Source organism: Micromonospora sp. NPDC049523 (assembly GCF_040676775.1).
Classification (GTDB): Bacteria; Actinomycetota; Actinomycetes; order Mycobacteriales; family Micromonosporaceae; genus Micromonospora_G.
Window position 1 is genome coordinate 65,766 of sequence record NZ_JBFAPP010000026.1, and the last position, 20,899, is coordinate 86,664.

Here is a 20,899-nt window from a genome sequence, read left to right on the forward strand (position 1 = left end):
GCTGCCGATCCACCCGCCCGTGCCGGGGCTGCCGATCCGCCCGCCGGTGCGGCGCCGGTCATCCGGCGTTCGCGGCGGACTCGGCCCGCTCGACCGGACCACCCCGGCCGGACCCGTCCCGCAGGACCGGGATGACCTGCTCGCCGTACGCGGCCAGGGTTTTCTCCTTGGCGTCGTGCTGCAGGTAGACCGCGAACTGGTCGACCCCGAGGGCGCGCAGCCGCTCCAGCTTGTCCAGGTGCTCCGAAACCGGGCCGAGCAGGCAGAACCGGTCGACGATCTCGTCCGGTACGAAGTCCGCGTGCCGGTTGCCGGCCCGGCCGTGTTCGGCGTAGTCGTAGCCCTGCCGGCCGGCGATGTAGTCGGTGAGCGCCTGCGGCACCGCTCCGGTCGCGCCGTACCGGCCGACGATGTCGGCGACGTGGTTGCCGACCATGCCGCCGAACCACCGGCACTGGTCGCGCTGGTGGGCCAGGTCGTCACCGACGTAGGCCGGGGCGGCGACGCAGAACCGGATCGCCGCCGGATCCCGACCGGCCCGTTCCGCCGCCGCCCGCACCGCGCCGATCATCCAGGCGGCGATGTCCGGGTCGGCGAGTTGCAGGATGTAACCGTCGCCGACCTCGCCGGCCAGGGCCAGCGCCCGCGGCCCGTACGCGGCCACCCAGACCTCCAGCCCACCGTCGGTGGCCCAGGGGAAGCGCAGTTCCTGTCCGCGGTAGTTCGCCGGTCGCCCGTTGGCCAGTTCCCGGATCACCGTGACGCAGTCGCGCAGTTCGTCGATGCTGGTCGGCGGGTAGCCCAACGTACGCAGCGCCGAGTCGCCGCGACCGATGCCGCAGACGGTGCGGTTGCCGTACATCTCGTTGAGGGTGGCGAAGTGCGACGCGATGACGGTCCAGTCCCGGGTGCCGGGGTTGGTCACCATCGGCCCGACCACCACCCGCTCGGTCTGGGCCAGGATCTGCGAGTAGATGACAAACGGTTCCTGCCAGAGCAGGTGCGAGTCGAAGGTCCAGACATGACTGAATCCGGCCGCCTCCGCCCGCTGGGCCAGCGACACGAGTTCCCGGGCGGGTGGGTCGCACTGGAACACGACTCCGATGTCCATCGTCTGCTCCTCGTGGTCGGGCTAGCGGACCTTGGGGAAACCGAGGTCGACCTCGCTCGTCGCCGGGTCCGGCCAACGGGAGGTGACCACCTTGGTACGGGTGTAGAACCGCAGCCCCTCCGGCCCGTACATGTGCAGGTCGCCGAAGAGGGACGCCTTCCAGCCGCCGAAGCTGTAGTAGGCCACCGGCACCGGGATCGGCACGTTCACCCCGACCATGCCGCAGACCACGTCGTACTGGAACCGGCGGGCCGCACCGCCGTCACGGGTGAAGATCGCCGTGCCGTTGCCGTACTCGTTGGTGTTCACCAGGTCCACGGCCTGCTCGTAGGTGTCCACCCGGACCACCGACAGCACCGGCCCGAAGATCTCGTCGGTGTACAGGTCGGAGTCGGTGCTGACGTGGTCGACCAGCGAGGCGCCGAGGAAGAACCCGGGTCCGTCGGCGGCCGGTAGCGTCCGCCCGTCGACCACGAGTTCGCCGCCGGGCCGGTCCAGGTACGACCGCACCCTGTCCCGGTGCTCGCCGCTGATCAGCGGCCCCATCTCGGCGTCCGGGTCGGTGGCCGGGCCGACCCGGATCCGTCCGATCCGCTCCGCGATCGCCGCGACGAGGGGGTCCGCGACCGCGCCGACGGCAACCACCACGGAGACCGCCATGCACCGCTCCCCCGCCGACCCGAAGCCGGCCGAGATCGCCGCGTCGGCCGCCGCGCCGAGGTCGGCGTCGGGCAGCACCACCATGTGGTTCTTCGCCCCGCCGAGCGCCTGCACCCGCTTGCCTGCCCTGGTGCCGGCCTCGTAGACGGCACGGGCGACCGGGGTCGAGCCGACGAACGACAGCGCGGCCACGTCCGGGTCGGCGAGCAGCGCGGTCACCGCGGAGCGGTCCCCCTGCACCACGTTGAACGCCCCGTCGGGCAGGCCGGCCCGGCGCAGCAGGTCGGCCAGGAGCAGCGAAACACTCGGGTCCTTCTCGCTCGGCTTGAGGACGAACGTGTTGCCGGCGACGAGCGCGGTGCAGAACATCCACATCGGCACCATGGCCGGGAAGTTGAACGGGGTCACTCCGGCGACCACACCGAGCGGCTGGCGGATCGAGTAGACGTCCACCCCGGTCGCGGCCTGCTCGCTGTAGTCGCCCTTGAGCAGGTGCGGCGCCCCGGTCGCGAACTCGACGTTCTCCAGCCCGCGGGCGAGTTCACCGGCGGCGTCGGCGACGGTCTTGCCGTGCTCGGCGGAGAGCAGGGTGGCGATCTCCTTGCTGTGCGCGTCCACCAGGTCCCGGAACCGGAACATCACCTCGGCGCGGCGGGACAGCGACGCGGCCCGCCAACCGGGCTGCGCGGCGCGGGCGGCGAGCACCGCGGCGCGTACCTCCTCGTCGGTGGCCGCGACCACGGCGGCCTGCTGCTCGCCGGTGGCCGGGTCGAAGACCGGCAGCCGGCGGTCGCCGCTGCCGGCCACCTCGACCCCGTTGATCCAGTGTGGAATCTCACGCATGGTTGTCACGTTCCCTTGCTCGCTAACCGAGGTACGACGACAGGCCACGGGGCAGGTACCGGCCGTGACCGGCTCGCCCGTGGTATGTCCCGTCGGAGACCAGCACCGTGCCCCGGGAGATGACCGTGTCGACCCGACCGGCGATCCGGTAACCCTCGTACGCGGAGTGGTCCATGTTCATGTGGTGGGTCTCGACGCTGATCGTGGTCTGCCCAGCGGGGTCGTAGAGCACGATGTCGGCGTCCGAGCCGGGCGCGATGATGCCCTTGCGCGGGTAGAGGCCGAACATCCGGGCCGGTGTGGTGGAAATCGTCTCCACCCAGCGTTCCAGTGACAGCTTGCCGTCGACCACGCCCTGGTAGACCAGGTCGACCCGGTGCTCGACGCCGCCGATCCCGTTCGGGATCTTCGAGAAGTCGCCCAGGCCCAGTTCCTTCTGGTCCTTGAAGCAGAACGGGCAGTGGTCGGTGGAGACGATGGCCAGGTCGTTGGCGCGCAGCCCGCGCCACAGGTCACGGCGGTGCGACTCGTGCCCGCTGCGCAGCGGGGTGGAGCAGACCCACTTGGCACCCTCGAAGCCCGGCGCGCCGAGCTGCTCCTCCAGGGTCAGGTAGAGGTACTGCGGGCAGGTCTCGGCGAAGACGTTGCGTCCCGCGTCGCGGGCCGCCGCGACCTGTTCGAGTGCCTCGCTGGCGGACAGGTGCACGATGTAGAGCGGGCAGTCGCGGGCCACCTCGGCCAGCCGGATCGCCCGGTGTGTCGCCTCCGCCTCCAGCGCCGCCGGCCGGGTCAGGCCGTGGTGGATCGGGTCGGTGTCGCCACGGGCCAGGGCCTGCTGCACGAGCACGTCGATCGCGATGCCGTTCTCCGCGTGCATCATGATCATCGAGCCGTTCTCCCGGGCCCGCTGCATCGCCCGCAGGATCTGGCCGTCGTCGGAGTAGAAGACCCCCGGGTACGCCATGAACAGCTTGAAGCTGGTGATGCCCTCGTCCGCGACGAGCTGGTCCATCGCCTTGAGCGAGTCGTCGTCGACCCCGCCGAGGATCATGTGGAAGGCGTAGTCGACGTGACAGTTGCCGGCCGCCTTCGCGTGCCAGGCCGCCAGCCCGTCCTGGACCACCTCACCGGTCCGCTGCACCGCGAAGTCGATGATCGTGGTGGTGCCGCCGTACGCCGCCGCACGCGTGCCGGAGTCGAACGTGTCGGAGGCGTTCGTGCCACCGAACGGCAACTCCATGTGCGTGTGCGCGTCGATGCCGCCGGGGATCACGTACCGCCCGGTGGCGTCGATGACCTCGTGGTCGCCGTCCGGCGCCCGCCCCGGCGCGAACAGGGCGGCGATCGTCTCGCCCTCGACCAGCACGTCCGCGCTGTGCGCCCCGGTCGGGCCGACCACGGTGCCGCCGGTGATCAGCAGTGCCATCTCCCGCTCCTCCCGTACGTTTCGATCGACCCGAAGCCGGGCTCGGGGCTACGGCTGCACGAGCCCCTGGTACGCGTCGGGCCGCCGGTCCCGGTAGAAGGCCCACCGGTCGCGTACCTCGGCGAGCAGCCCGAGGTCGAGGTCACGCACGATCAGCTCCGGCTGGTACGCGTCACCGACCGCGCCGACGAACTTGCCCTCGGGGTCGACGAAGTACGAGGTGCCGTAGAAGTCGTTGTCGCCGAGGTCCTCGATGCCGGTCCGGTTGATCGCGCCGATGAAATACTCGTTCGCGACCGCCGAGGCCGGCTGTTCCAATTGCCACAGGTACGACGAAAGCCCCCGACTCGTCGCGGACGGGTTGAACACGATCGTCGCGCCGGCCAGGCCGAGTGCCCGCCAGCCCTCCGGGAAGTGCCGGTCGTAGCAGATGTAGACGCCGATCCGGCCGACCGCAGTGTCGAAGGTCGGGAAGCCGAGATTTCCGGGACGGAAGTAGAACTTCTCCCAGAAGCCGTGCACCTGCGGAATGTGCGTCTTGCGGTACTTGCCGAGGTAACTGCCGTCGGCGTCGACCACCGCGGCGGTGTTGTAGAGCACGCCCGGCTGCTCCTGCTCGTACATCGGCAGGACCATGACCAGGCCGAGTTCGGCCGCGAGGGCCTGGAAGCGCTCGGTGGTCGGCCCGGGAATCGACTCGGCGTACGCGTAGTAGCCGGGGTCCTGCACCTGGCAGAAGTACGGACCGTAGAAGAGTTCCTGGAAACAGATGACCTGGGCTCCCTGGGCGGCCGCCTGCCGGGCGTACTCCTCGTGGGCCTTGATCATTGACTCTTTGTCCCCGGTCCAGTTCGTCTGCACCAGGGCGGCGCGGATGCTGTCGGCCACGGTCGTTCCTCCCTCGGGTGTTTCCGGGTGGATGGCGTAGGACCTTAGTGACACTTGCCGGGGTGGACAATGGCCAATCTGTTACAGGCTTGTTCGGAGAAATGACACGCTGCAATTGATCATCGTCGCGGGGATACCCGCGTCCACCTCGGCAGGTTAAGATCGGCACCGGTGATGAGGTGCGGCCGGACGACCCAAGCCGGGTCGACGCGAACACCGCCAGCGCGACCTGGTACGTGTCGAACGCGCGAGCCGCACCCGCGTCCGCCTCCGAGTGCACGAAGAGGTCGACGATCTAATCGTCGCTGACGCCGACGGTCAACGCGATCCGCAGTTGCCCGCGGGGTTCGTGGGTGCCCGGCGTGGCGGCGGTCGCGACGCAGACCAGGGCCCGGCTCCGGTCGTCGAGCGCGGTCCTGGTCCAGGAGTCACCGCAGGTGTGAGCGGGGACCGCAGTTGAACCACAGGAAGTTACCTGCTTCAATGCCTTGGGAGCACCGGGCCGTCATACCTTTCACTGCGCACCGTGACAGGAGACGACCATGCTCCGCAAACCCCTCGGTCAGGCCGTGCTGGCCACGCTGGCCGTACTGATCGGGCTCGCCATCGCGACGCCCACCCTGCCGGCCGCGTCCGCGCCGGTCACCGCGCTCGCCCCGGTCAGGATCATGCCGCTCGGCGACTCGATCACCGGCTCGCCCGGCTGCTGGCGCTCCATGCTCTGGAACCGGCTGCAGAGCACCGGCTACACCAACGTCGACTTCGTCGGCACGCTCGGCCCACAGGGCTGCGGGCAGCCGTACGACGGTGAGAACGAGGGCCACGGCGGGGCCCTGGTGACCAACGTGGCCAACCAGAACCAGTTGCCCGGCTGGCTGTCGGCCACCCTGCCGGACATCGTGCTGATGCACTTCGGCACGAACGACGTCTGGAGCAACGTCGCACCGGCGACCATCCTCACCGCGTACGGCAAGCTGGTCGACCAGATGCGGGCCAGCAACCCGGCGATGAAGGTCCTGGTCGCGAAGATCATCCCGATGGCGCCGAGCACCTGTTCGGAGTGCGGCCAGCGGGTGGTCGCCCTGAACGACGCCATCCCCGGCTGGGCCAGTGCGAAGAGCACCGCGGCCTCACCGGTCGTGGTGGTCGACCAGTGGACCGGCTTCAGCACCGGCAGCGACACCTACGACGGGGTGCACCCGAACGCCGCGGGCGACCAGAAGATGTCCGACCGCTGGTACCCGGCGCTGACCGCCGCCCTCAACGGCGTCAGCCCGACCACCAGCCCGACACCCACCCGTACGCCCACGGCGAGCCCGACTCCGACCCGTACCCCGACGACCGGGCCGCCGACCACCCCGCCGACGACAACCGCTCCCCCGATCGGTGGCTGCACGGCGACGTACCGGGTGATCGGGCAGTGGCAGGGCGGTTTCCAGGCCGAGGTGACCGTACGCAACGGGAGCAGCGGGGTCTTCGCCGGTTGGGCCGCCTACTGGTCCTTCGGGGCCGGTCAACAGGTCAACCAGGCGTGGAACGCGACGTTGACCCAGAGCGGGACGAACGTGTCGGCCCGCAACGTGGGCTACAACGGCAACCTGGCGCCGGGAGCGACGGCAACGTTCGGCTTCCTAGCGAGTTGGAACGGCTCGAACCCCGTACCGACGGTGACCTGCACCGCCTGAACCTCACGATCGACGCGGGCGGAGGGTACGAGGCACGACAGCGCAACGGCCCGGACCTGAGGGTTCGGGCCGTTGCGCGGTCGGTCGTCTGCACCAGGAAACGCCGTTCACTGGTCGAGGGGTCGACATCAGCGACGTAGCACGGTCTCCCGCTCCATGTGCGACAGCTTCTCGGGATTGCGCACCGCGTAGAGGCCGGTGACGAGGCCGTCGTCGATGCGTACCGCGAGAACGGTGTCGATCTCGCCGTCGACTCGGAAGATCAACGCCGGGTAGCCGTTGACCTGGGCCGGGCGCAGCGACCCCAGGGCGGCGACCCTGGGCAGCCCGGCGGCCAGCACGCGGGCCACCTTGTCCGCTCCGACGATGGGCCGCGGCACCGCCTGCTTGACCCCGCCACCGTCACCGAGCAGGACAACGTCCGGTGCGAGGATGTCGAGCAGACGCTGCAGGTCGCCGGTTTCCGTCGCCCGCTGAAAGGCCTCCATCGCCTCCCGGGTCTCGGCCCGTGTGACGACACCGCGTGGTCGGCGCGCTGCGACGTGTGCCCGTGCCCGGTGGGCGACCTGCCGGACCGCGGCAGGGGTCTTGTCGACGGCTTCCGCGATCTCGTCGTACCCGAGGTCGAACACCTCGCGCAGCACGAACACCGCCCGCTCGGTCGGCGTGAGGGTTTCCAGCACCAGCAGCATCGCCATCGAGACGCTGTCGGCTAACTCGACGTCCTCGGCCACGTCGGGCGTGGTCAGCAGCGGCTCGGGCAGCCACGAGCCGACGTAGGACTCCTTACGTCGGCCGAGCGTACGCAGCCGGGTGAGCGCCTGGCGGGTCGTGATCCGGACCAGGTAGGCGCGCTGGTCCCGTACGGTGTCGAGGTCGACGCCCGCCCACCGCAGCCAGGCTTCCTGGATGACGTCCTCCGCGTCGGCGGCCGAGCCGAGCATCTCGTAGGCGACGGTGAACAGCAGGTTGCGGTGCGCGAGGAACGCCTCGGTGGCGGGGTCCGGACGGTCGTCCCGGCTGTCGCTGCGCTCGTCGGACGCGCTCCGCGGCGTGCCGGTCATGACGGACTCCTCTTCACGTTCGACTGGGTCACCCCATCAGACGCCGGGCACCGCTGTTCTGTGACATCCGGACCGTACCGATGTCCGCCCACCTGCCGGTGTCGCTCGTCACGTCACCGGCGTTGTCACAAGGATCGGGCCGCCGGCATCTCGTGTTCGTCCAGTGCAGTCGCACCCGACACCACGAGTGAGGACGAAGCCATGGAAGCCCGTATCGACCTGTTCAGCAACGAGATCGGCGTCAAGTTCGCCAAGCGGTTCGCCAACGCCGGTCTGGTGGTCGTCCAGTCGACGCTGCCGAAGGCCACCCAGGAACTGGTGAGCCTGCGCGCCAGCCAGATCAACGGCTGCGGTTGGTGCATCGACATGCACACCAAGGAGGCCACGGCCGGCGGCGAGACCGCCGTCCGGCTGCACCTGGTCGCCGCCTGGCGCGAGTCCACCGTGTTCACCGAGGCCGAGCGGGCGGCGCTGGCGCTCGCCGAGGAGGGCACCCGGCTCGCCGACGCCCACCAGGGCGTCTCCGACGAAACCTGGGACCAGGTACGCAAGCACTACGACGACGACCAGATCGCCGCGCTGGTCTCCCTGGTCGCCCTGATCAACGCGGCCAACCGGCTGGCCGTGATCGTGCATCAGAGGGGCGGTTCCTACGAGCCTGGCTTGTTCGCGGCGTTCAACCGGTAGGCGGGCCGCGTCCGGGCCCGGTCCAGGATCAACCGATCCGGGCCGGGCCCGCGCATGCCCGGGCGGGCGCTACGGCGCACGAGTGTCCTCCTGGTCGAACGTCGTGGTCGGTGGCGTTCAGAGCTGCCGGACGCGCAGGACTCCGGTCAGCATCGGCAGGGTGAACTCGCCGCTGGCGGTCTCGGGCCTGCTGGCGAGGTACGCGCGGATCCGGCCCAGCGTGGCCACTCGCTCCCGTTCCGGCATGACCAGCATCCCCGCGCGGGTAGCGATTGTGGCGACGAGGGAGTCGGCGGTGCGACGCTGCCCGTGCGGGAACTCGGCCTGCTCCGGCGAGCCGAACCGGGCGACCAGGCCATTGTCGGGAAGGTGTGCGCCTGCCGTCGCGGTGCGCCAGTCGCCGAGGGTGTCGCGAGGGCCAATGGCCGCGCTGCCGCTGACCCGCGCGAGTCCGGCAACCCAGTCGACCCGGTCGTCCATGACGTTCCACAGGCCGGCCAGGATGCCGCCGGGCGTGAGGACCCTGGCCATTTCGGGGCCGGCGACCGCCATGTCGAACCAGTGCAGGGCGTTTCCGGCCAGCACGGCATCGACGGACGCGTCCGGCAGGGGTATCGCCTCGGCACCACCGGGTAGGGCACGGACAGCCGGCAGCGTACGGCGCAACTCGGCCAGCATCGCGGGGTCGGGCTCGACCGCGACGACGTCGACGCCCGACGCGACCAGCGTGCCGGTCAGCTTGCCGGTTCCGGCGCCCAGGTCCAGCACTCGCGGGCCGGGCGCGAGGTCCAGCGCCCAGCGCACCGCGGCCGGCGCGTAGTCCGGGCGGTGCTCGGCGTACGCGACCGCCGCCGCGCCGAACGAGGACTGAAGTAGCCGCGCATCCTGTTCCATACCGTCAATCTAGCTGCGCCGCAGGTGTCCGTACCGGTGCCGAAGGTCGGGGGCGGTGTCAGACGGGCGCGGCGATGGTTGCCAGCACGTCCGATAGCCGCTGGCGGTGAAGCGGCGGCGGTTCGAGCAGCGGAAGGCGCACCGTCGCGTACGGGATGATTCCGAGCTCGGCCAGGGCGGCCTTGGCCATCACGGCCCCCTGGGAGGTACCCATGATGGCGTCCACCAGGGGTATCAGCGAAACTTGGATCGCCTTCGCCGAATCGAGGTCGCCACTGCGGACCGCTCGCACGAGCGCGGCGTTGCGGTCGGCGACGACGTTGCCCACGACGCTGAGCACACCGGTGGCGCCGCACGCGAGATAGGGCAGGTTGAGTTCGTCGAGGCCGCAGTAGTAGTCCAGCGACGTACGGGCCATGACGGACATCGCTTCGAAAAGGTCGCCCTTGGCGTCCTTGACCGCCCGGATCCGGGGATGGCCGGCGAGTTCGATCAGCGTGGCCGCCTCCATCGCGATCCCTGTACGGGCGGGGACGTCGTAGAGCATCACGGGTAGCTCGGCGGCGTCGGCCACCGCCACGCAGTGGGCCACCACCCCGGCCTGAGACGGCCTGGAGTAGTAGGGGCAGACGAGCAGCAGCGCGTCCGCCCCGGCGGCCTCGGCTTCGCGTGCCCGACGAATGCTCGCGGCCGTGTCGTAGGTGCCGACACCGGCGACCACCCGAGCCTGGTTCTTCGACTGGGCCGCCACGGCACGCACGAGCCGGGCCGTCTCGGCTTCGGTCAGGGTGGGCGACTCGCCGGTGGTGCCGCCGACGACGATGCCATCGCACCCTGTGGTCAGCAGGTGGTCGACGAGGTTGGCGAGCGCGGGTTCGCTGATCGTGCCGTCGGGGTGCATCGGGGTCACCATGGCGACCAGGTTGGAGCCGAAGAGCAGGTCAGCAGGGTGCTGAGGGTCGGTCATGGTTCGATCCTGCCTCGGCCCGACAGGTACGGTCCAGCGACGCTTTCTTGCCAATATTGCGTAGCCTGTCTTCATGATTGACGTCGGGGCGCTGCGGGCGCTGCGCTCGGTGGCCGCTCTCGGGACGCTGGCGCGGGCAGCCGACGAACTCGGGTTCACCGCCTCGGCGGTGTCGCAGCAGATCAAGAGGCTGGAACGTCAGGTCGGCGTGCCCGTGCTCGCGCCAGCGGGACGCGGGGTCGTGCTCACTCCGGCCGGACAGGCCATCGTCGACTCGGCGCCCGAAGTGTTCCAGGCGCTGGAGCGCTGTGCCGAAGCGGCTCAGTCCGTCTCGGCGGGCGCGCCGCGCGGCGTACTCCGTGTGGTTGCCTTCTCGACCGCTATCCGCGGGCTGCTCGCGCCCGCCATCGCGCGCCTGTCGACGCGCTGCCCGGACCTACGCGTGCACGTCACCGAGCAGGACCCAGACCTTGCCCTGCACAGCGTCGATGCCGGTACGGCCGACCTTGCCTTCGTCCACGACGCCGACGGGCTGCCGGCCGCCGCGCCGTCGTCCCTGACCCAGCGCCACCTGCACACCGACGTCGGCGACGTCGTGATGAGTCGGACGCATCCGCTCGCGCGGCTCGATCCGCCACTCGCCGGTGCCGACCTCGCCGGCCACGCGTGGGTGACCAGCCCGCCCGGCTCGGTGTGCCACCAGTGGTTCCGACGACTGTTCGCAGACGTACCGGAAGACCCCGACGTGCGCCATCTGGTAGACGATTTCGCCACCCAGTTGTCGCTGGTCGCCGCAGGCGACGTCATCGCCCTGATCCCTCGGCTCGCCCGCCCGCCCCTGGGAGAAATGCTCGTCTCCCGTCCGCTGCGGCGGCAACCGAAGCGGGAGGTACACGCGGCCTGGCGGCGCAGCGCCGACGCCAGCCCGGCGATCCAAGCGGTGCTCGCGGAGCTTGGCGCCGCAGTCAACCCCGAGAACGCCCTCGAATAGCGCAAGGCCGAGACCGGCGAGCGGCCCGTCCGCGGGCAGCACGAACCGCGAGGCGCATGAGGGCGGGGCGCCATCCGATCGAGCCGGTGGCACCCCGCCCCTCTCGCCAGACCCGCAATACTGCCGCGCATCGAATGCGGGAGGTTCTGCCGTCAGTGGCTCAGGCGGTGCAGGTGGCGCCGTTCAGCTTGAACCCGCTGGGTGGTGGGCTGGACGAGCCGCTGCTGATGAACCCGATCGTCACGGACGCGCCCGGTGCCAGCGAGGCGCCCCAACTCGGTGCGGTGGCGGTGGCCGTACTGCCGCTCTGCGAGACGGTGGCGTTCCAGCCCTGGCTGATGGTGTTGCCGCTGGGCATGGTCCAGCTTGCCGTCCACGGGTTGACCGCCGCGGTGCCGTTGTTGCGTACGGTCACGGTGGCCTGGTAGCCACCGGACCAGGAACTGTCGACGCGTACGGAGCCGGCGCACGCTCCCCCACCGGCGGGCGGGGTGGTCGGAGGTGCCGTGGTGGGTGGCGGAGTCGGCGGTGCGGTGGTCGGTGGCGGGGTGGTCGGGCCGCCGTTACCGCCGAAGTTGACGTCGGAGCAGTTGTAGAACGCCTCCGGGCTGTCCGAGCGCTGCCAGATCGAGTAGATGATGTGCCGGCCGCTCTTGTTGGGCAGGCGGGCGTTCCAGACGTACTCGGCGCCCGATGCCCCGCTGCCCAGCGGTGGGTTGGTGATCTGGTCGAACGGCGTCGCGTCGAGGTCCGACCACTTCAGCGGCGCGTTCGGGTTCCAGCCGTCGCGGGTGACGTACTGGTACCAGGTGCCGGGGTGCGGGGCCCAGGCGTTGTAGCGGAAGGTGATGGCCGCGCCGGACTGCAGGTTCGTCGTGGGCCAGTCGGCCGAAGCCGCGTTGTACGCGGCGTACTTCGTCGTCCCGGCGCCGCAGAGCGTGCCGTCCGGGATGATCTCCCGGTGCCGACCGGCCGCGTTGCTGATGAGCACGGCGAAGAAGTCCCAGAGTGGCTGCTTGCCGCCCTGGGCGACGGCCGCGGCGCAGGCGGGGTTGGTCGGGTTCAGGTCGCCGCCACCGCCGGCGCGACCGTCGAGATAACACGCGTACGTACGCGTCGCGGGGTACGTCATCGCCCCGTGGGCCAGTACGGCGTCGGGCTTGAGGAGCAGCGGGAGCCCGCTGCCCAGGATCGCGGCGGCGGCGATGACCGCCAGCCTGCGTCTGAATCTCAACGTATTTCCTTTCGATGCGGCCACGGCCGCCACCTCACGCGTCCGTCCCGAGGACGGGTTGCGCGAGCTGCGGCAGCGTGGGCTCGGGCCGCCGCAGGAGTCACACCCGGGTGCCCGACGCCGAAGATCTGGACGGTGTCTCTCGCCCGCACCACTCGGTCCGCATCCGGAGCGTCGCCCATCTCGCTCCGTGCCCAGGCACCGTCGGCGCAGACGGCCATTCGCGACCGGCACGCACCGACATTCGACCACAGGAAGATCCCGGATAGCAACATACGTCGATGGATTCGTGCTCGCGCCGTACACGTGCGACAGCGGGCCCGACCTCCGCAAGAGGAGGTCGGGCCCGCTGGTGTGGAACCGTCGACCCGGCTCCGGCAGCGACGCTACCGGTGCCGGGGTTCGCTCACCAGGACCAGTAGCTGGGCTGGGTCTGCGGGTTGAACTCCTTGTACGGCTGCAGCTTCGCAGTCCAGGTACGCCAGTCGTTCAGGTCGAGCACATCCAGGCCCTTCTGGATGTCGTTCGAGTAGATGTAGCCGTTGTAGTAGTACGCCGACCACGATCCACCCGTCACCAGGCGCGTGTCCGAGATCGGGCCACGCTCCCAGTAGGCGATTTCCTTCGGCTGGGCCGAGTTGGTGAAGTCCCAGACCGAGATGCCGCCCTGGTACCACGCCTGCACCATGATGTCGCGGCCGAGCACCGGGATCAGCGAGCCGTTGTGGGCCACGCAGTTCTCGAAGTTCGTGTTCTCCCGCGGAATCTTGTAGTAGCTACGGAAGACCAGCGTGCGGCCGTCGCCCCGACCGGTGATGTCGTAGATACCGTCGGCACCACGGGTGGCACCGATCGTCGGGTTGCAGGTCGGGCCGCCGCCGCCACCGAGCTCGTCGGTGAAGACGACCTTGGTGCCCTCGTTGTTGAACGTGGCCGAGTGCCAGAACGAGAAGTTCACGGTGTCGCGTACCGAGCTGATCACTCGGGGCGCTTCCCGGTTCTTGATGTCGAACAGCACACCGTCGCCCATGCAGGCGCCCGCGGCGAGGTCCTTCTCCGCGTAGACGGTGATGTCGTGGCAGCCGGCCGTGGCCGAGCTACCGTTGCCGCCCGGGTTACCGCCGTCTGGGAAGAGCACCGGCGTGGCCACCACAGCGGCGTCGGTCGGCTTCTTCAACGGAACCTTGATGATGGAGATCAGGTCGTGCGGCGGCTGGCAGTCCGGGAAGGCGGCGTTCGGGCTGTACGAGGAGACGTACAGGTAGAGCGTCTTCTTGTCCTTGGCCGGAACCAGGGTGTGGGTGTGCGACCCGCACTTGGTCTCGACGGACTTGATGTAGCGGGGGTTCTTCTTGTCCTTGATGTCGAAGATCTTGATGCCCTCCCAGGAGGCGGGGTTCGCCGCCGACTGGGACGTGCTGGCACAGGAGTCATCGCTGCGGGACGAGTCGGTCGACAGGAACAACAGGTCACCGTAGACGGTGATGTCGTTCTGCGAGCCGGTGCAGAGCACCTGCGACACGACCTTCGGCGACCGCGGGTTCTTGACGTCGAAGATGACGAACCCGTCGTAGTTGCCGGCGAAGGCGTAGTTTCCCGAGAAGGCGAGGTCGCTGTTGAGAGCGGCCTCGGTGTTGAACGGGCCCACCTTCGGTACGTTGGCGATCTGGCGCAGGTTCGGGCTGCTCGAGATCTCATCGACACCGGGTATGGCGTCCGCGGTGGTCGGAGCGGTGGTCCGCTCCTGGGCGCTGCTGGGCGGAGCGGTCGCCACGCCGAGCACGAGCAGGGCACTCGCGGCAAGCCCGACGATGCGGAGTCGCCGCGACCCTGGTGGGGAGAGGTTGAACATCTGGCGGCACCCTTCGAAAGGGGTTATCGATGTTGAGGACCTTACCTAACCCATCAATTCCTCGATGTGATGAGTATCACATCGAGGAACTCGCGCGTCACCTGGCTATTATCCAAGACGATCTTCGACGAGGAGAGGTCAGATGACTGGAACAAGCCGACGGCGGATCGTCCTCGTCGCCCTGGTGGCCCTGCTGGTGGTCGCCGGAATCGCCGTCGTACAAGGGTTTTCCGGCGGGCCGTCCACTGAGGACCGTACCTTCGGGGCCACCGGCGGCGGTACCCCGAGCCCCTCTGCCGGTGCCGGCGGGGACGCCCCGGTGATCATGCCCGGCCGGCCCGGGGAGTCCGCCTCGGTCGCTCCGCCCGGCGAGCAGGTGGCACCGAACAAGCCGCGTTACAACACAATGGACGCCGAGTACATCCGGATGATGATCCCGCACCACAGCCAGGCCCTGCTGATGACCGACCTGGTGCCCGACCGCGCCGCCGACCCCCGGGTCAAGGTGCTGGCCGCACGGATCAAGGACACCCAGGGGCCCGAGATCCTGCGCATGCGCGGCTGGCTCGAGTCGTACGGGCTGGACCCGGACGAGGACAAGCGTCGCGGCCACGACCACGGCACCATGGCCGGAATGCAGAGTCCCGAGGCGATCGCCCGGCTCACCGCAGCCCGTGGCGCGGAGTTCGACCGGCTCTTCATCGAGATGATGACCAACCACCACCAGGGCGCGATCGACATGTCGGTCAACCTGCTCAAGGTCGGTGTCGACCTCATCGTGGAGGAGATCGCCACCGCCGTGGCGTCCGAGCAGAACATCGAGATCCAGCGCATGCGCGGGCTGCTGACCGAGTAGGCGAAATCCTGATCGCCAGCGTGGCCGGGCCGCCCACCGAGCGCGTGCTGCCTAAGCTGTTCCGATGGCCGAGGAGTTGGACGAGGAAACCCTGGCGTTCGCGCACCGGATGTTCGACCTCGCGCGCGCGGGCCAGACCGCCGAACTGGTCGCCAACGTGGCGGCCGGGCTGCCGGTCAACCTGACCAACGACAAGGGCGACACGCTGCTGATACTGGCCGCGTACCACGCGCATCCCGACACCGTCGCCGCGCTGCTGAGCCACGGCGCCGACCCGGCCCGGGCCAACGACCGGGGACAGACGGCACTCGCCGCGGCAGTGTTCCGCCGCTCCACCGAGACCGTGACCGCCCTGTTGGACGCCGGTGCCGACCCGGCCCACGGCAGCCCGTCGGCGATCGAGACGGCCCGGTTCTTCGAACTGCCCGACATGCTCGCCCTGCTGCAACGCGACTGACCAGCGGGTCGCCGCCCGTTTGACACCGCCCAGGACGGGTAGCCCGCCGGCCATGACGACCCCGCAGACACCGGACGCCCTGCTCGTCGGAGGACCCCGGGACGGCACGCTGTTCAGCGCCGAGGACGCCTCGAGCGTCGAGTTGGAGATCGACGGGTTGGTCCAGCGCTATCTGCGTACCGACCGGGAACACGACCAGGACGGCACGCCGATGGTGGTGTTCGCGTACGACGGCGTCACCGACGCGGGCGTCACCCAGGCCGAGGTCGAGGCGGGCGACCAGGTATACAGGGCGGGTGGATGATCCCGTACACCGGCAGATGCGCACCGCGGCGACGGCACTGCTGAACGCGCTCGCCGGCCCGGAGCGCGAACTCGCGGCCCGCCCGTTCGACGCGGACGCCGACCGGCGGTGGATCGAGTACCGTCCCCGACCCCGGCCCGGTGCCTGCATCGCCGACCTGGACCGGACCGCCCGCAAGGCCGCACACCGGCTGCTCGCCACCGCGCTGAGCCCGCACGCGTACGCCCAGGCGATGGGCATCATCGCGCTGGAGGAGGTGCTCGACCGGCAGGAGGACTGGCGCCGACGCCGGCACAGTGACGACTACTGGGTGGCCGTGTTCGGCGACCCGGATCGGGACGACCACTGGTCCTGGCGGTTCGAAGGCCATCACCTCTCGGTGACCATGACCGTGCTGGGCGACCAGGTCTTCCCCACCCCCGTTTTCCTCGGCGCCAACCCCGCCACGGTCAGTTACGCGGGTCGGCCGGTCAGTCGCCCGCTGGCCCCGGAGGAGGACCTCGCCCGCGAGTTGCTGGACGCGATCGGCCCGGTCGGCCGTGCTGCCGCGATCGTCTCCGACCGGGCGCCGGACGACCTGCGCAGTGGCACCTCGCCGGTGGCACCGGCCCGGATCGAACCGCTCGGGCTACGGGCCGCCGGGCTGGGTCCGTCCGCGCGGGCGATGCTGGACCAGCTCGTCGCCCTCTACCTCGACCGGCTGCCGGCGGAACTGGCCGCCCGTGAAGCGCTCCGGGTCGCCGACGGCGACCTGCACTTCGCCTGGCAGGGCCCGACCCTTGCCCGCCAGCGGCACTACTACCGGATCCAGGGCGACGACCTGCTGATCGAGTACGACAACACCAGCGAGGACGGCAACCACCCGCACACGGTTCTCCGCCGACCCCGCAGCGACTTCGGCGACGATGTCCTGGCCACCCACCGCGCCACCCACCCCCACTGACTGCCCCGCCCCGCACCCCACTTCAAGACCCTGTTGCAGAGAAAGAGGGGCAATCCCGCGCTGGATTGCGCCTCTTCCAGTGAATCAGCGCTGGGCTGGTGACGGGGTGGGGGTCAGGGGCGGTGGGGGGCGGGTTCGAAGTCGGGGCGGAGGGTGTCGAGCGAGCCCGGTTCGCCGCGACCCTGGTCGAAGCGGCGTACGAGGACGGCGCCCAGCCAGACCCCGATGGCGCCGACCAGCAGCGCCAGCAGCTCGACCGCGACCAGGACACCGGTGGCGGCGTACTCGGGTGAGCCGGAGCGGATCAGGCAGGTGAAGACGAACAGCACCGCCACCGTGGCGTTGACCAGGTTGAACGTGACAGCGGTCCGTCGGGTCCGCCCGTCCGGCACGTCCCACAGGTCGACCAGTCCGGCCCCGGCGGCAAGTGCGGCGGCGACCAGCGCGGCCACCACCGTCCAGTAGCCGACCTCGCCGAGGAACACCGGCCCGCCCGCGAGGTAGGTCAGGTCGAACACCACTGCGCTGACGAACAACCCGAAGGGAAAGGTCACCAGCATCGGTTGGATCGGGTGACCATGCACCCGCAGACGGCTCTCCATGGTGGCGACCTCCCCGGTTCGTTCATCGACTACCGTCAGGCCCTACCCGCACGGTATCGCGTCGAACCAGATTTTCGACACGCTGTGTATCGCGTTCCGGCGCGATCAGCGAGAATCTCCCGACGCGCCGCCCGCGGCGCGTCGGGAGAAGATCACGACGTACGCGGCCGGGCCACCGATCGGACCAGCCGTTCGGCCACCTCCCGCAACGGGATCGACAGGGCTCCCGAGGTACGCCGGAGCACCTGCAGCGCCTCCGGCGCGGAACAGCCCCGCTCGGTCATGATCACCGCGATCGCCTGCCCTACCAGCTCACCGTTGGCCAGGGTCTGGTCCAGCTCACCGCTGAGCGCATGCTGCCTGGCCCGGTCCCGTACCGAGGCGAGCAGCAGTCCGGCATGCTCGGCGAGCAGCATCGCGGTCACCTGCCTCTGCTCACCCAGCGCCCCCGGCTCACGGGAGTAGAGGTTGATCGCCCCCAGCACGTGGTCGTCCACGTCGACCGGGGCGGAGATCACCCCGCGTACGCCGAGCGCCCGCGCCCGCCGGGTCCAGCCCGGCCACCGCGACTCCCGGCGCAGGTCGGCGACGTGCACCAGGTCCCGGGTACGGATCGCGGTGAGCGCCGGCCCGTCGGTGCCGTACTCGATGTCGTCCAGGCTCCGGGACGCCGGATCGGAGGCCACCACGGCGGCCGGCGCGCCGGCCCGCAACACGGTCACCCCGCACCAGGTGACCCCCGGAATGGCCCGTTGGCTGGTCCGGACGAGTCGCTCCAGGGCGTCGTCGAAGTCGTTGCTCGCGATCAGCCCGGCGGTCAGTTCGCGCAGCAGGGCGGCGGTCTCCAGCACACCCAGCGTCTCGGTGGGGTGCGCCGCCCGGATCTCCAGGCTCACCGGGCCGGGGCCCAGGCCACCACCGCGTACCGCGCGGCACGCCCCGTTCGTTCGCTCGCCTCGGTCATGTCTCGCCTTTCCCCGGCCTGATCGGACCCGCCCTACTACCCGAGGGGGCTGAGGGTCAAACCGGGAAAAGCCGAGGCCCCGCCCACCGACCTGCGGTGTGCGGGGCCCCGGCTTCCGGTCAGCGGGAGGCGGCGGTGAGCCGCCGGCCGACCGCGGCGATCAGGCGGTCCAGTTCCGACCCGAACGGGTTGTCGTGGACCAGGTACGTCCAGGTCGCGCTCGGCCGTACCAGCTCCGACTCGTCCGGCTGCCAGTCCTCGCCGATCTCGGCCTCCTCGAAGGTCGCCACGGTCCGAGTCTCGATCTCCGGTACCAGGGCCGTGAACGCCGGCACCGCCGCGCGGTGGAACTCGTCGAGCGGGTCGAGCCGGCCCAGCGCGCGCAGGTGCACGCCCTCGCGGACCTCGGAGAGTTCGGCCAGGTGCTCGGCCCAGAGCCGGTCGAGGTGGTAGAGCGCGATCGACCGGGCGGCCCGGGACAGCACCTCGGAGTCGATCTCCTCGGTCTTCTCGGGGAATCGGTTCTTCAGCATGTCGGCGGCGACGTCACTGCTCAGCAGCCGCTCGCGGCGCTCGGCCAGGGCCTTGCGCTGCTGCTCGATTACCACGCTGTAGCGCCAGGTGTTGCGGTGGATCTCGTGGTTGACACCCTCCGCGACCCGCTGGGCGTGCTCGACCGCGAAATCGACCTGCTCGTCCTGGACCAGGCCGTCGGCGTTCATCTTGGGCGAGGGCGGGATGGCGTCCGAGGCGTGCCGCAGGACCAACTCGTCCTCGAGGCTGACGAAGAAGACCGACCGACCGGGGTCACCCTGCCGGCCGGCCCGGCCACGGAGCTGGTCGTCGACCCGGCGGCTGTCGTGCCGGCCGCTGCCGATGACGTACAGGCCGCCGAGTTCGGCGACCCGGTCGCGGTCGGTCTGCTCGCTGCCACCGAGCCGGATGTCGACACCACGACCGGCCATCTGGGTGGAAACGGTCACCGCGCCGTACGCGCCGGCCTCGGCGATGATCGCGGCCTCTTCGGCGTCGTTCTTCGCGTTCAGCACCAGACAGGGCACGTCGGCGGCGAGCAGGGCCTTGGCCAGGCTCTCCGACTCCTTGACGTCGAGCGTGCCGACCAGCACCGGTCGGCCCGTCTCGTGGCTGGACTTGATCTCGGTGACCAGGGCCTCTTCCTTCTCGGCCCGGGTGGCGTAGATCCGGTCCGGCTCGTCCACCCGTACACACGGGGTGTTCGGCGGGATCACCGCGACCTCGAGCGAGAAGAACTCCCGGAGCTGGTCACCGACCAGGACCGCGGTGGCCGTCATGCCGCACACGGTCGGGTAGAGCGCGACGTACGCCTGCACGGTGATCGTGCCGAGCACCTCGCCCTCGGCGGTGGCGGTGAGTCCCTCCTTGGCCTCGACCGCCGCCTGCAAACCGTCCGGCCAGCGACGGCGCTGGGCGACCCGGCCGCGCATCTCGTCGATCAGCTCCACCGCGCCGTTACGGACGATGTAGTCCACGTCGCGGTGCAGCAGGGCGTGCGCGTGCAGGGCAACGTTGACCGCCGAGAGCTGTTCCATGTTCTCGTCGGCGTAGAGGTTGACGTCCTCGAGCTTCGCCTCGATCACGGACAGCCCGGTGGTGGTGAACGCGACGCTGCGGCCGTCGTCGGCGATCTCGTAGTCCTCCCCGGCGCGCAGCCCGCGGACCAGCGCCGCGGCGGCGTGCACCGGGTCCTGCTCGCCGGGCACCGCGCCGGCCAGCACCATCGGCACCCGGGCCTCGTCGATCAGGATCGAGTCGGCCTCGTCGACGATCGCGGTGGTCAGCTTCGGCTGCACCCGATCGGCAAGGTCGGTGACGAGCTGGTCACGGAGGTAGTCGAAACCGGCCTCGCTGACCGAGACGTAGGTGACGTCGCACGCGTACGCCTCGCGGCGCTCCTCGGGGGTGGACGCCTCGGTCACCCAGCCGACGCTCAGCCCGAGCAGCCGGTAGATCGGCTCCATCCACTCGGCGTCCCGGCGGGCCAGGTAGTCGTTGACGGTCAGCACGTGCACCGGCCCGTTACCGCGCCGTACGTGCCCGTACGCGGCGATCGTGGCGGTCAGCGTCTTGCCCTCACCGGTGGCCATTTCGGCGACCTTGCCGGCGAGCAGCGACATCGCGCCGAGCAGCTGTACGTCGTACGGCCGCTGGTCGATGCCGCGACGGGCGGCCTCGCGGCCGACGGCGCAGATCTCCGCGAAGTCCTCGGCCTTGCCGGCCGCCTCGGTCAGCTCGGCGTCGTCGAGGGCCGAAAGCTCCTCCTCGCGCGCCTCGATCGCGGGCAGCAGCTTCTCCAGCGGCGCCAGATCCACCGTGCTACCCGGCCGCTGCAAGAAACGCCGGAACCTGCTCTTCAACCGTGTCGACACACCCATGAGCGGCAACGGTAGCCGACTTCGGCGCAACTGTGCGGCCCGGCTTGCCGCAGCGGT

Annotated in this window: 19 protein-coding genes; 7 read left to right on the plus strand and 12 right to left on the minus strand. The window is 70.2% G+C overall.

Translation table 11 applies throughout. The features are described from left to right. Positions 1 to 58 precede the first annotated feature (58 nt). The 4 genes from AB0J90_RS30355 to AB0J90_RS30370 are packed head-to-tail and all read right to left on the minus strand — an operon-like array spanning position 59 to position 4,928. Positions 59 to 1,111: a TIGR03842 family LLM class F420-dependent oxidoreductase gene (locus AB0J90_RS30355; protein WP_363601682.1), complete on the minus strand. Its 1,053-nt coding sequence runs from the start codon at positions 1,109 to 1,111 to the stop codon at positions 59 to 61. A gap of 21 nt (positions 1,112 to 1,132) precedes the next feature. Beyond that, positions 1,133 to 2,614, minus strand: coding sequence for a CoA-acylating methylmalonate-semialdehyde dehydrogenase (locus AB0J90_RS30360; RefSeq protein ID WP_363601684.1), 1,482 nt, complete (start codon positions 2,612 to 2,614; stop codon positions 1,133 to 1,135). A gap of 22 nt (positions 2,615 to 2,636) precedes the next feature. After that, a complete protein-coding gene (hydA, locus tag AB0J90_RS30365) occupies positions 2,637 to 4,040 on the minus strand; it encodes a dihydropyrimidinase (protein ID WP_363601686.1) in 1,404 nt (467 codons plus the stop codon). A gap of 48 nt (positions 4,041 to 4,088) precedes the next feature. Further along, positions 4,089 to 4,928, minus strand: coding sequence for a nitrilase-related carbon-nitrogen hydrolase (locus AB0J90_RS30370; protein ID WP_363601688.1), 840 nt, complete (start codon positions 4,926 to 4,928; stop codon positions 4,089 to 4,091). Between the two features lie 542 nt (positions 4,929 to 5,470). On the opposite strand from AB0J90_RS30370, the gene AB0J90_RS30375 reads away from it, so the two are divergent. Then, positions 5,471 to 6,613 carry a cellulose binding domain-containing protein gene (locus tag AB0J90_RS30375; protein WP_363601690.1) on the plus strand — a complete coding sequence of 381 codons (1,143 nt, stop codon included), beginning with the start codon at positions 5,471 to 5,473 and terminating at the stop codon, positions 6,611 to 6,613. Positions 6,614 to 6,741: 128 nt separating this feature from the next. Here AB0J90_RS30375 and AB0J90_RS30380 read toward each other — a convergent pair whose 3' ends face one another. Continuing rightward, on the minus strand, positions 6,742 to 7,677 hold the full coding sequence (locus AB0J90_RS30380) for an RNA polymerase sigma-70 factor (protein ID WP_363601692.1): 936 nt from the start codon (positions 7,675 to 7,677) through the stop codon (positions 6,742 to 6,744). Between the two features lie 201 nt (positions 7,678 to 7,878). Between AB0J90_RS30380 and AB0J90_RS30385 the strand changes: the two genes are divergently transcribed. Next, positions 7,879 to 8,364 (plus strand): carboxymuconolactone decarboxylase family protein, encoded by a 486-nt coding sequence (locus tag AB0J90_RS30385; protein WP_363601694.1) that lies wholly within the window; start codon positions 7,879 to 7,881, stop codon positions 8,362 to 8,364. Between the two features lie 117 nt (positions 8,365 to 8,481). Here AB0J90_RS30385 and AB0J90_RS30390 read toward each other — a convergent pair whose 3' ends face one another. Further along, positions 8,482 to 9,258 (minus strand): class I SAM-dependent methyltransferase, encoded by a 777-nt coding sequence (locus tag AB0J90_RS30390; protein WP_363601696.1) that lies wholly within the window; start codon positions 9,256 to 9,258, stop codon positions 8,482 to 8,484. A gap of 58 nt (positions 9,259 to 9,316) precedes the next feature. Beyond that, entirely contained in the window at positions 9,317 to 10,300 is a 984-nt protein-coding gene (gene dapA, locus AB0J90_RS30395; protein WP_363601750.1) for a 4-hydroxy-tetrahydrodipicolinate synthase, read from the minus strand. Between dapA and AB0J90_RS30400 the strand changes: the two genes are divergently transcribed. Then, entirely contained in the window at positions 10,299 to 11,216 is a 918-nt protein-coding gene (locus tag AB0J90_RS30400) for a LysR family transcriptional regulator (protein ID WP_363601699.1), read from the plus strand. The two genes, dapA and AB0J90_RS30400, sit on opposite strands and share 2 nt — an antisense overlap. 160 nt (positions 11,217 to 11,376) lie before the next feature. On the opposite strand, the gene AB0J90_RS30405 is transcribed toward AB0J90_RS30400, so the two are convergent. Both AB0J90_RS30405 and AB0J90_RS30410 read right to left on the minus strand, forming a co-directional pair. Further along, on the minus strand, positions 11,377 to 12,450 hold the full coding sequence (locus AB0J90_RS30405) for a lytic polysaccharide monooxygenase (RefSeq protein ID WP_363601701.1): 1,074 nt from the start codon (positions 12,448 to 12,450) through the stop codon (positions 11,377 to 11,379). Between the two features lie 406 nt (positions 12,451 to 12,856). Further along, positions 12,857 to 14,302 (minus strand): hypothetical protein, encoded by a 1,446-nt coding sequence (locus tag AB0J90_RS30410; protein ID WP_363601703.1) that lies wholly within the window; start codon positions 14,300 to 14,302, stop codon positions 12,857 to 12,859. Between the two features lie 142 nt (positions 14,303 to 14,444). On the opposite strand from AB0J90_RS30410, the gene AB0J90_RS30415 reads away from it, so the two are divergent. The 4 genes from AB0J90_RS30415 to AB0J90_RS30430 all read left to right on the plus strand — a co-directional run bounded on the left by AB0J90_RS30415 (position 14,445) and on the right by AB0J90_RS30430 (position 16,862). Further along, the gene (locus tag AB0J90_RS30415; protein WP_363601705.1) at positions 14,445 to 15,158 is read left to right on the plus strand and encodes a DUF305 domain-containing protein; all 714 of its coding nucleotides are present in this window, start codon (positions 14,445 to 14,447) and stop codon (positions 15,156 to 15,158) included. A gap of 64 nt (positions 15,159 to 15,222) precedes the next feature. Further along, on the plus strand, positions 15,223 to 15,615 hold the full coding sequence (locus AB0J90_RS30420; protein WP_363601707.1) for an ankyrin repeat domain-containing protein: 393 nt from the start codon (positions 15,223 to 15,225) through the stop codon (positions 15,613 to 15,615). Positions 15,616 to 15,667: 52 nt separating this feature from the next. Then, positions 15,668 to 15,919: a hypothetical protein gene (locus tag AB0J90_RS30425; protein ID WP_363601709.1), complete on the plus strand. Its 252-nt coding sequence runs from the start codon at positions 15,668 to 15,670 to the stop codon at positions 15,917 to 15,919. Next, the gene (locus AB0J90_RS30430; RefSeq protein WP_363601711.1) at positions 15,912 to 16,862 is read left to right on the plus strand and encodes a DUF3500 domain-containing protein; all 951 of its coding nucleotides are present in this window, start codon (positions 15,912 to 15,914) and stop codon (positions 16,860 to 16,862) included. The genes AB0J90_RS30425 and AB0J90_RS30430 overlap by 8 nt, the downstream gene beginning before the upstream one ends. Before the next feature lie 113 nt (positions 16,863 to 16,975). On the opposite strand, the gene AB0J90_RS30435 is transcribed toward AB0J90_RS30430, so the two are convergent. The 3 genes from AB0J90_RS30435 to secA2 form a co-directional block, all read right to left on the minus strand. Beyond that, complete coding sequence (locus tag AB0J90_RS30435) at positions 16,976 to 17,464, minus strand: DUF2231 domain-containing protein (protein WP_363601713.1); 489 nt, start codon at positions 17,462 to 17,464, stop codon at positions 16,976 to 16,978. A gap of 152 nt (positions 17,465 to 17,616) precedes the next feature. Further along, the gene (locus tag AB0J90_RS30440; RefSeq protein WP_363601715.1) at positions 17,617 to 18,360 is read right to left on the minus strand and encodes a GAF and ANTAR domain-containing protein; all 744 of its coding nucleotides are present in this window, start codon (positions 18,358 to 18,360) and stop codon (positions 17,617 to 17,619) included. A 187-nt stretch (positions 18,361 to 18,547) separates the two neighbouring features. After that, positions 18,548 to 20,842, minus strand: a complete 2,295-nt coding sequence (gene secA2, locus AB0J90_RS30445) for an accessory Sec system translocase SecA2 (protein ID WP_363601717.1) — start codon at positions 20,840 to 20,842, stop codon at positions 18,548 to 18,550. Between the last annotated feature and the right edge of the window lie 57 nt (positions 20,843 to 20,899).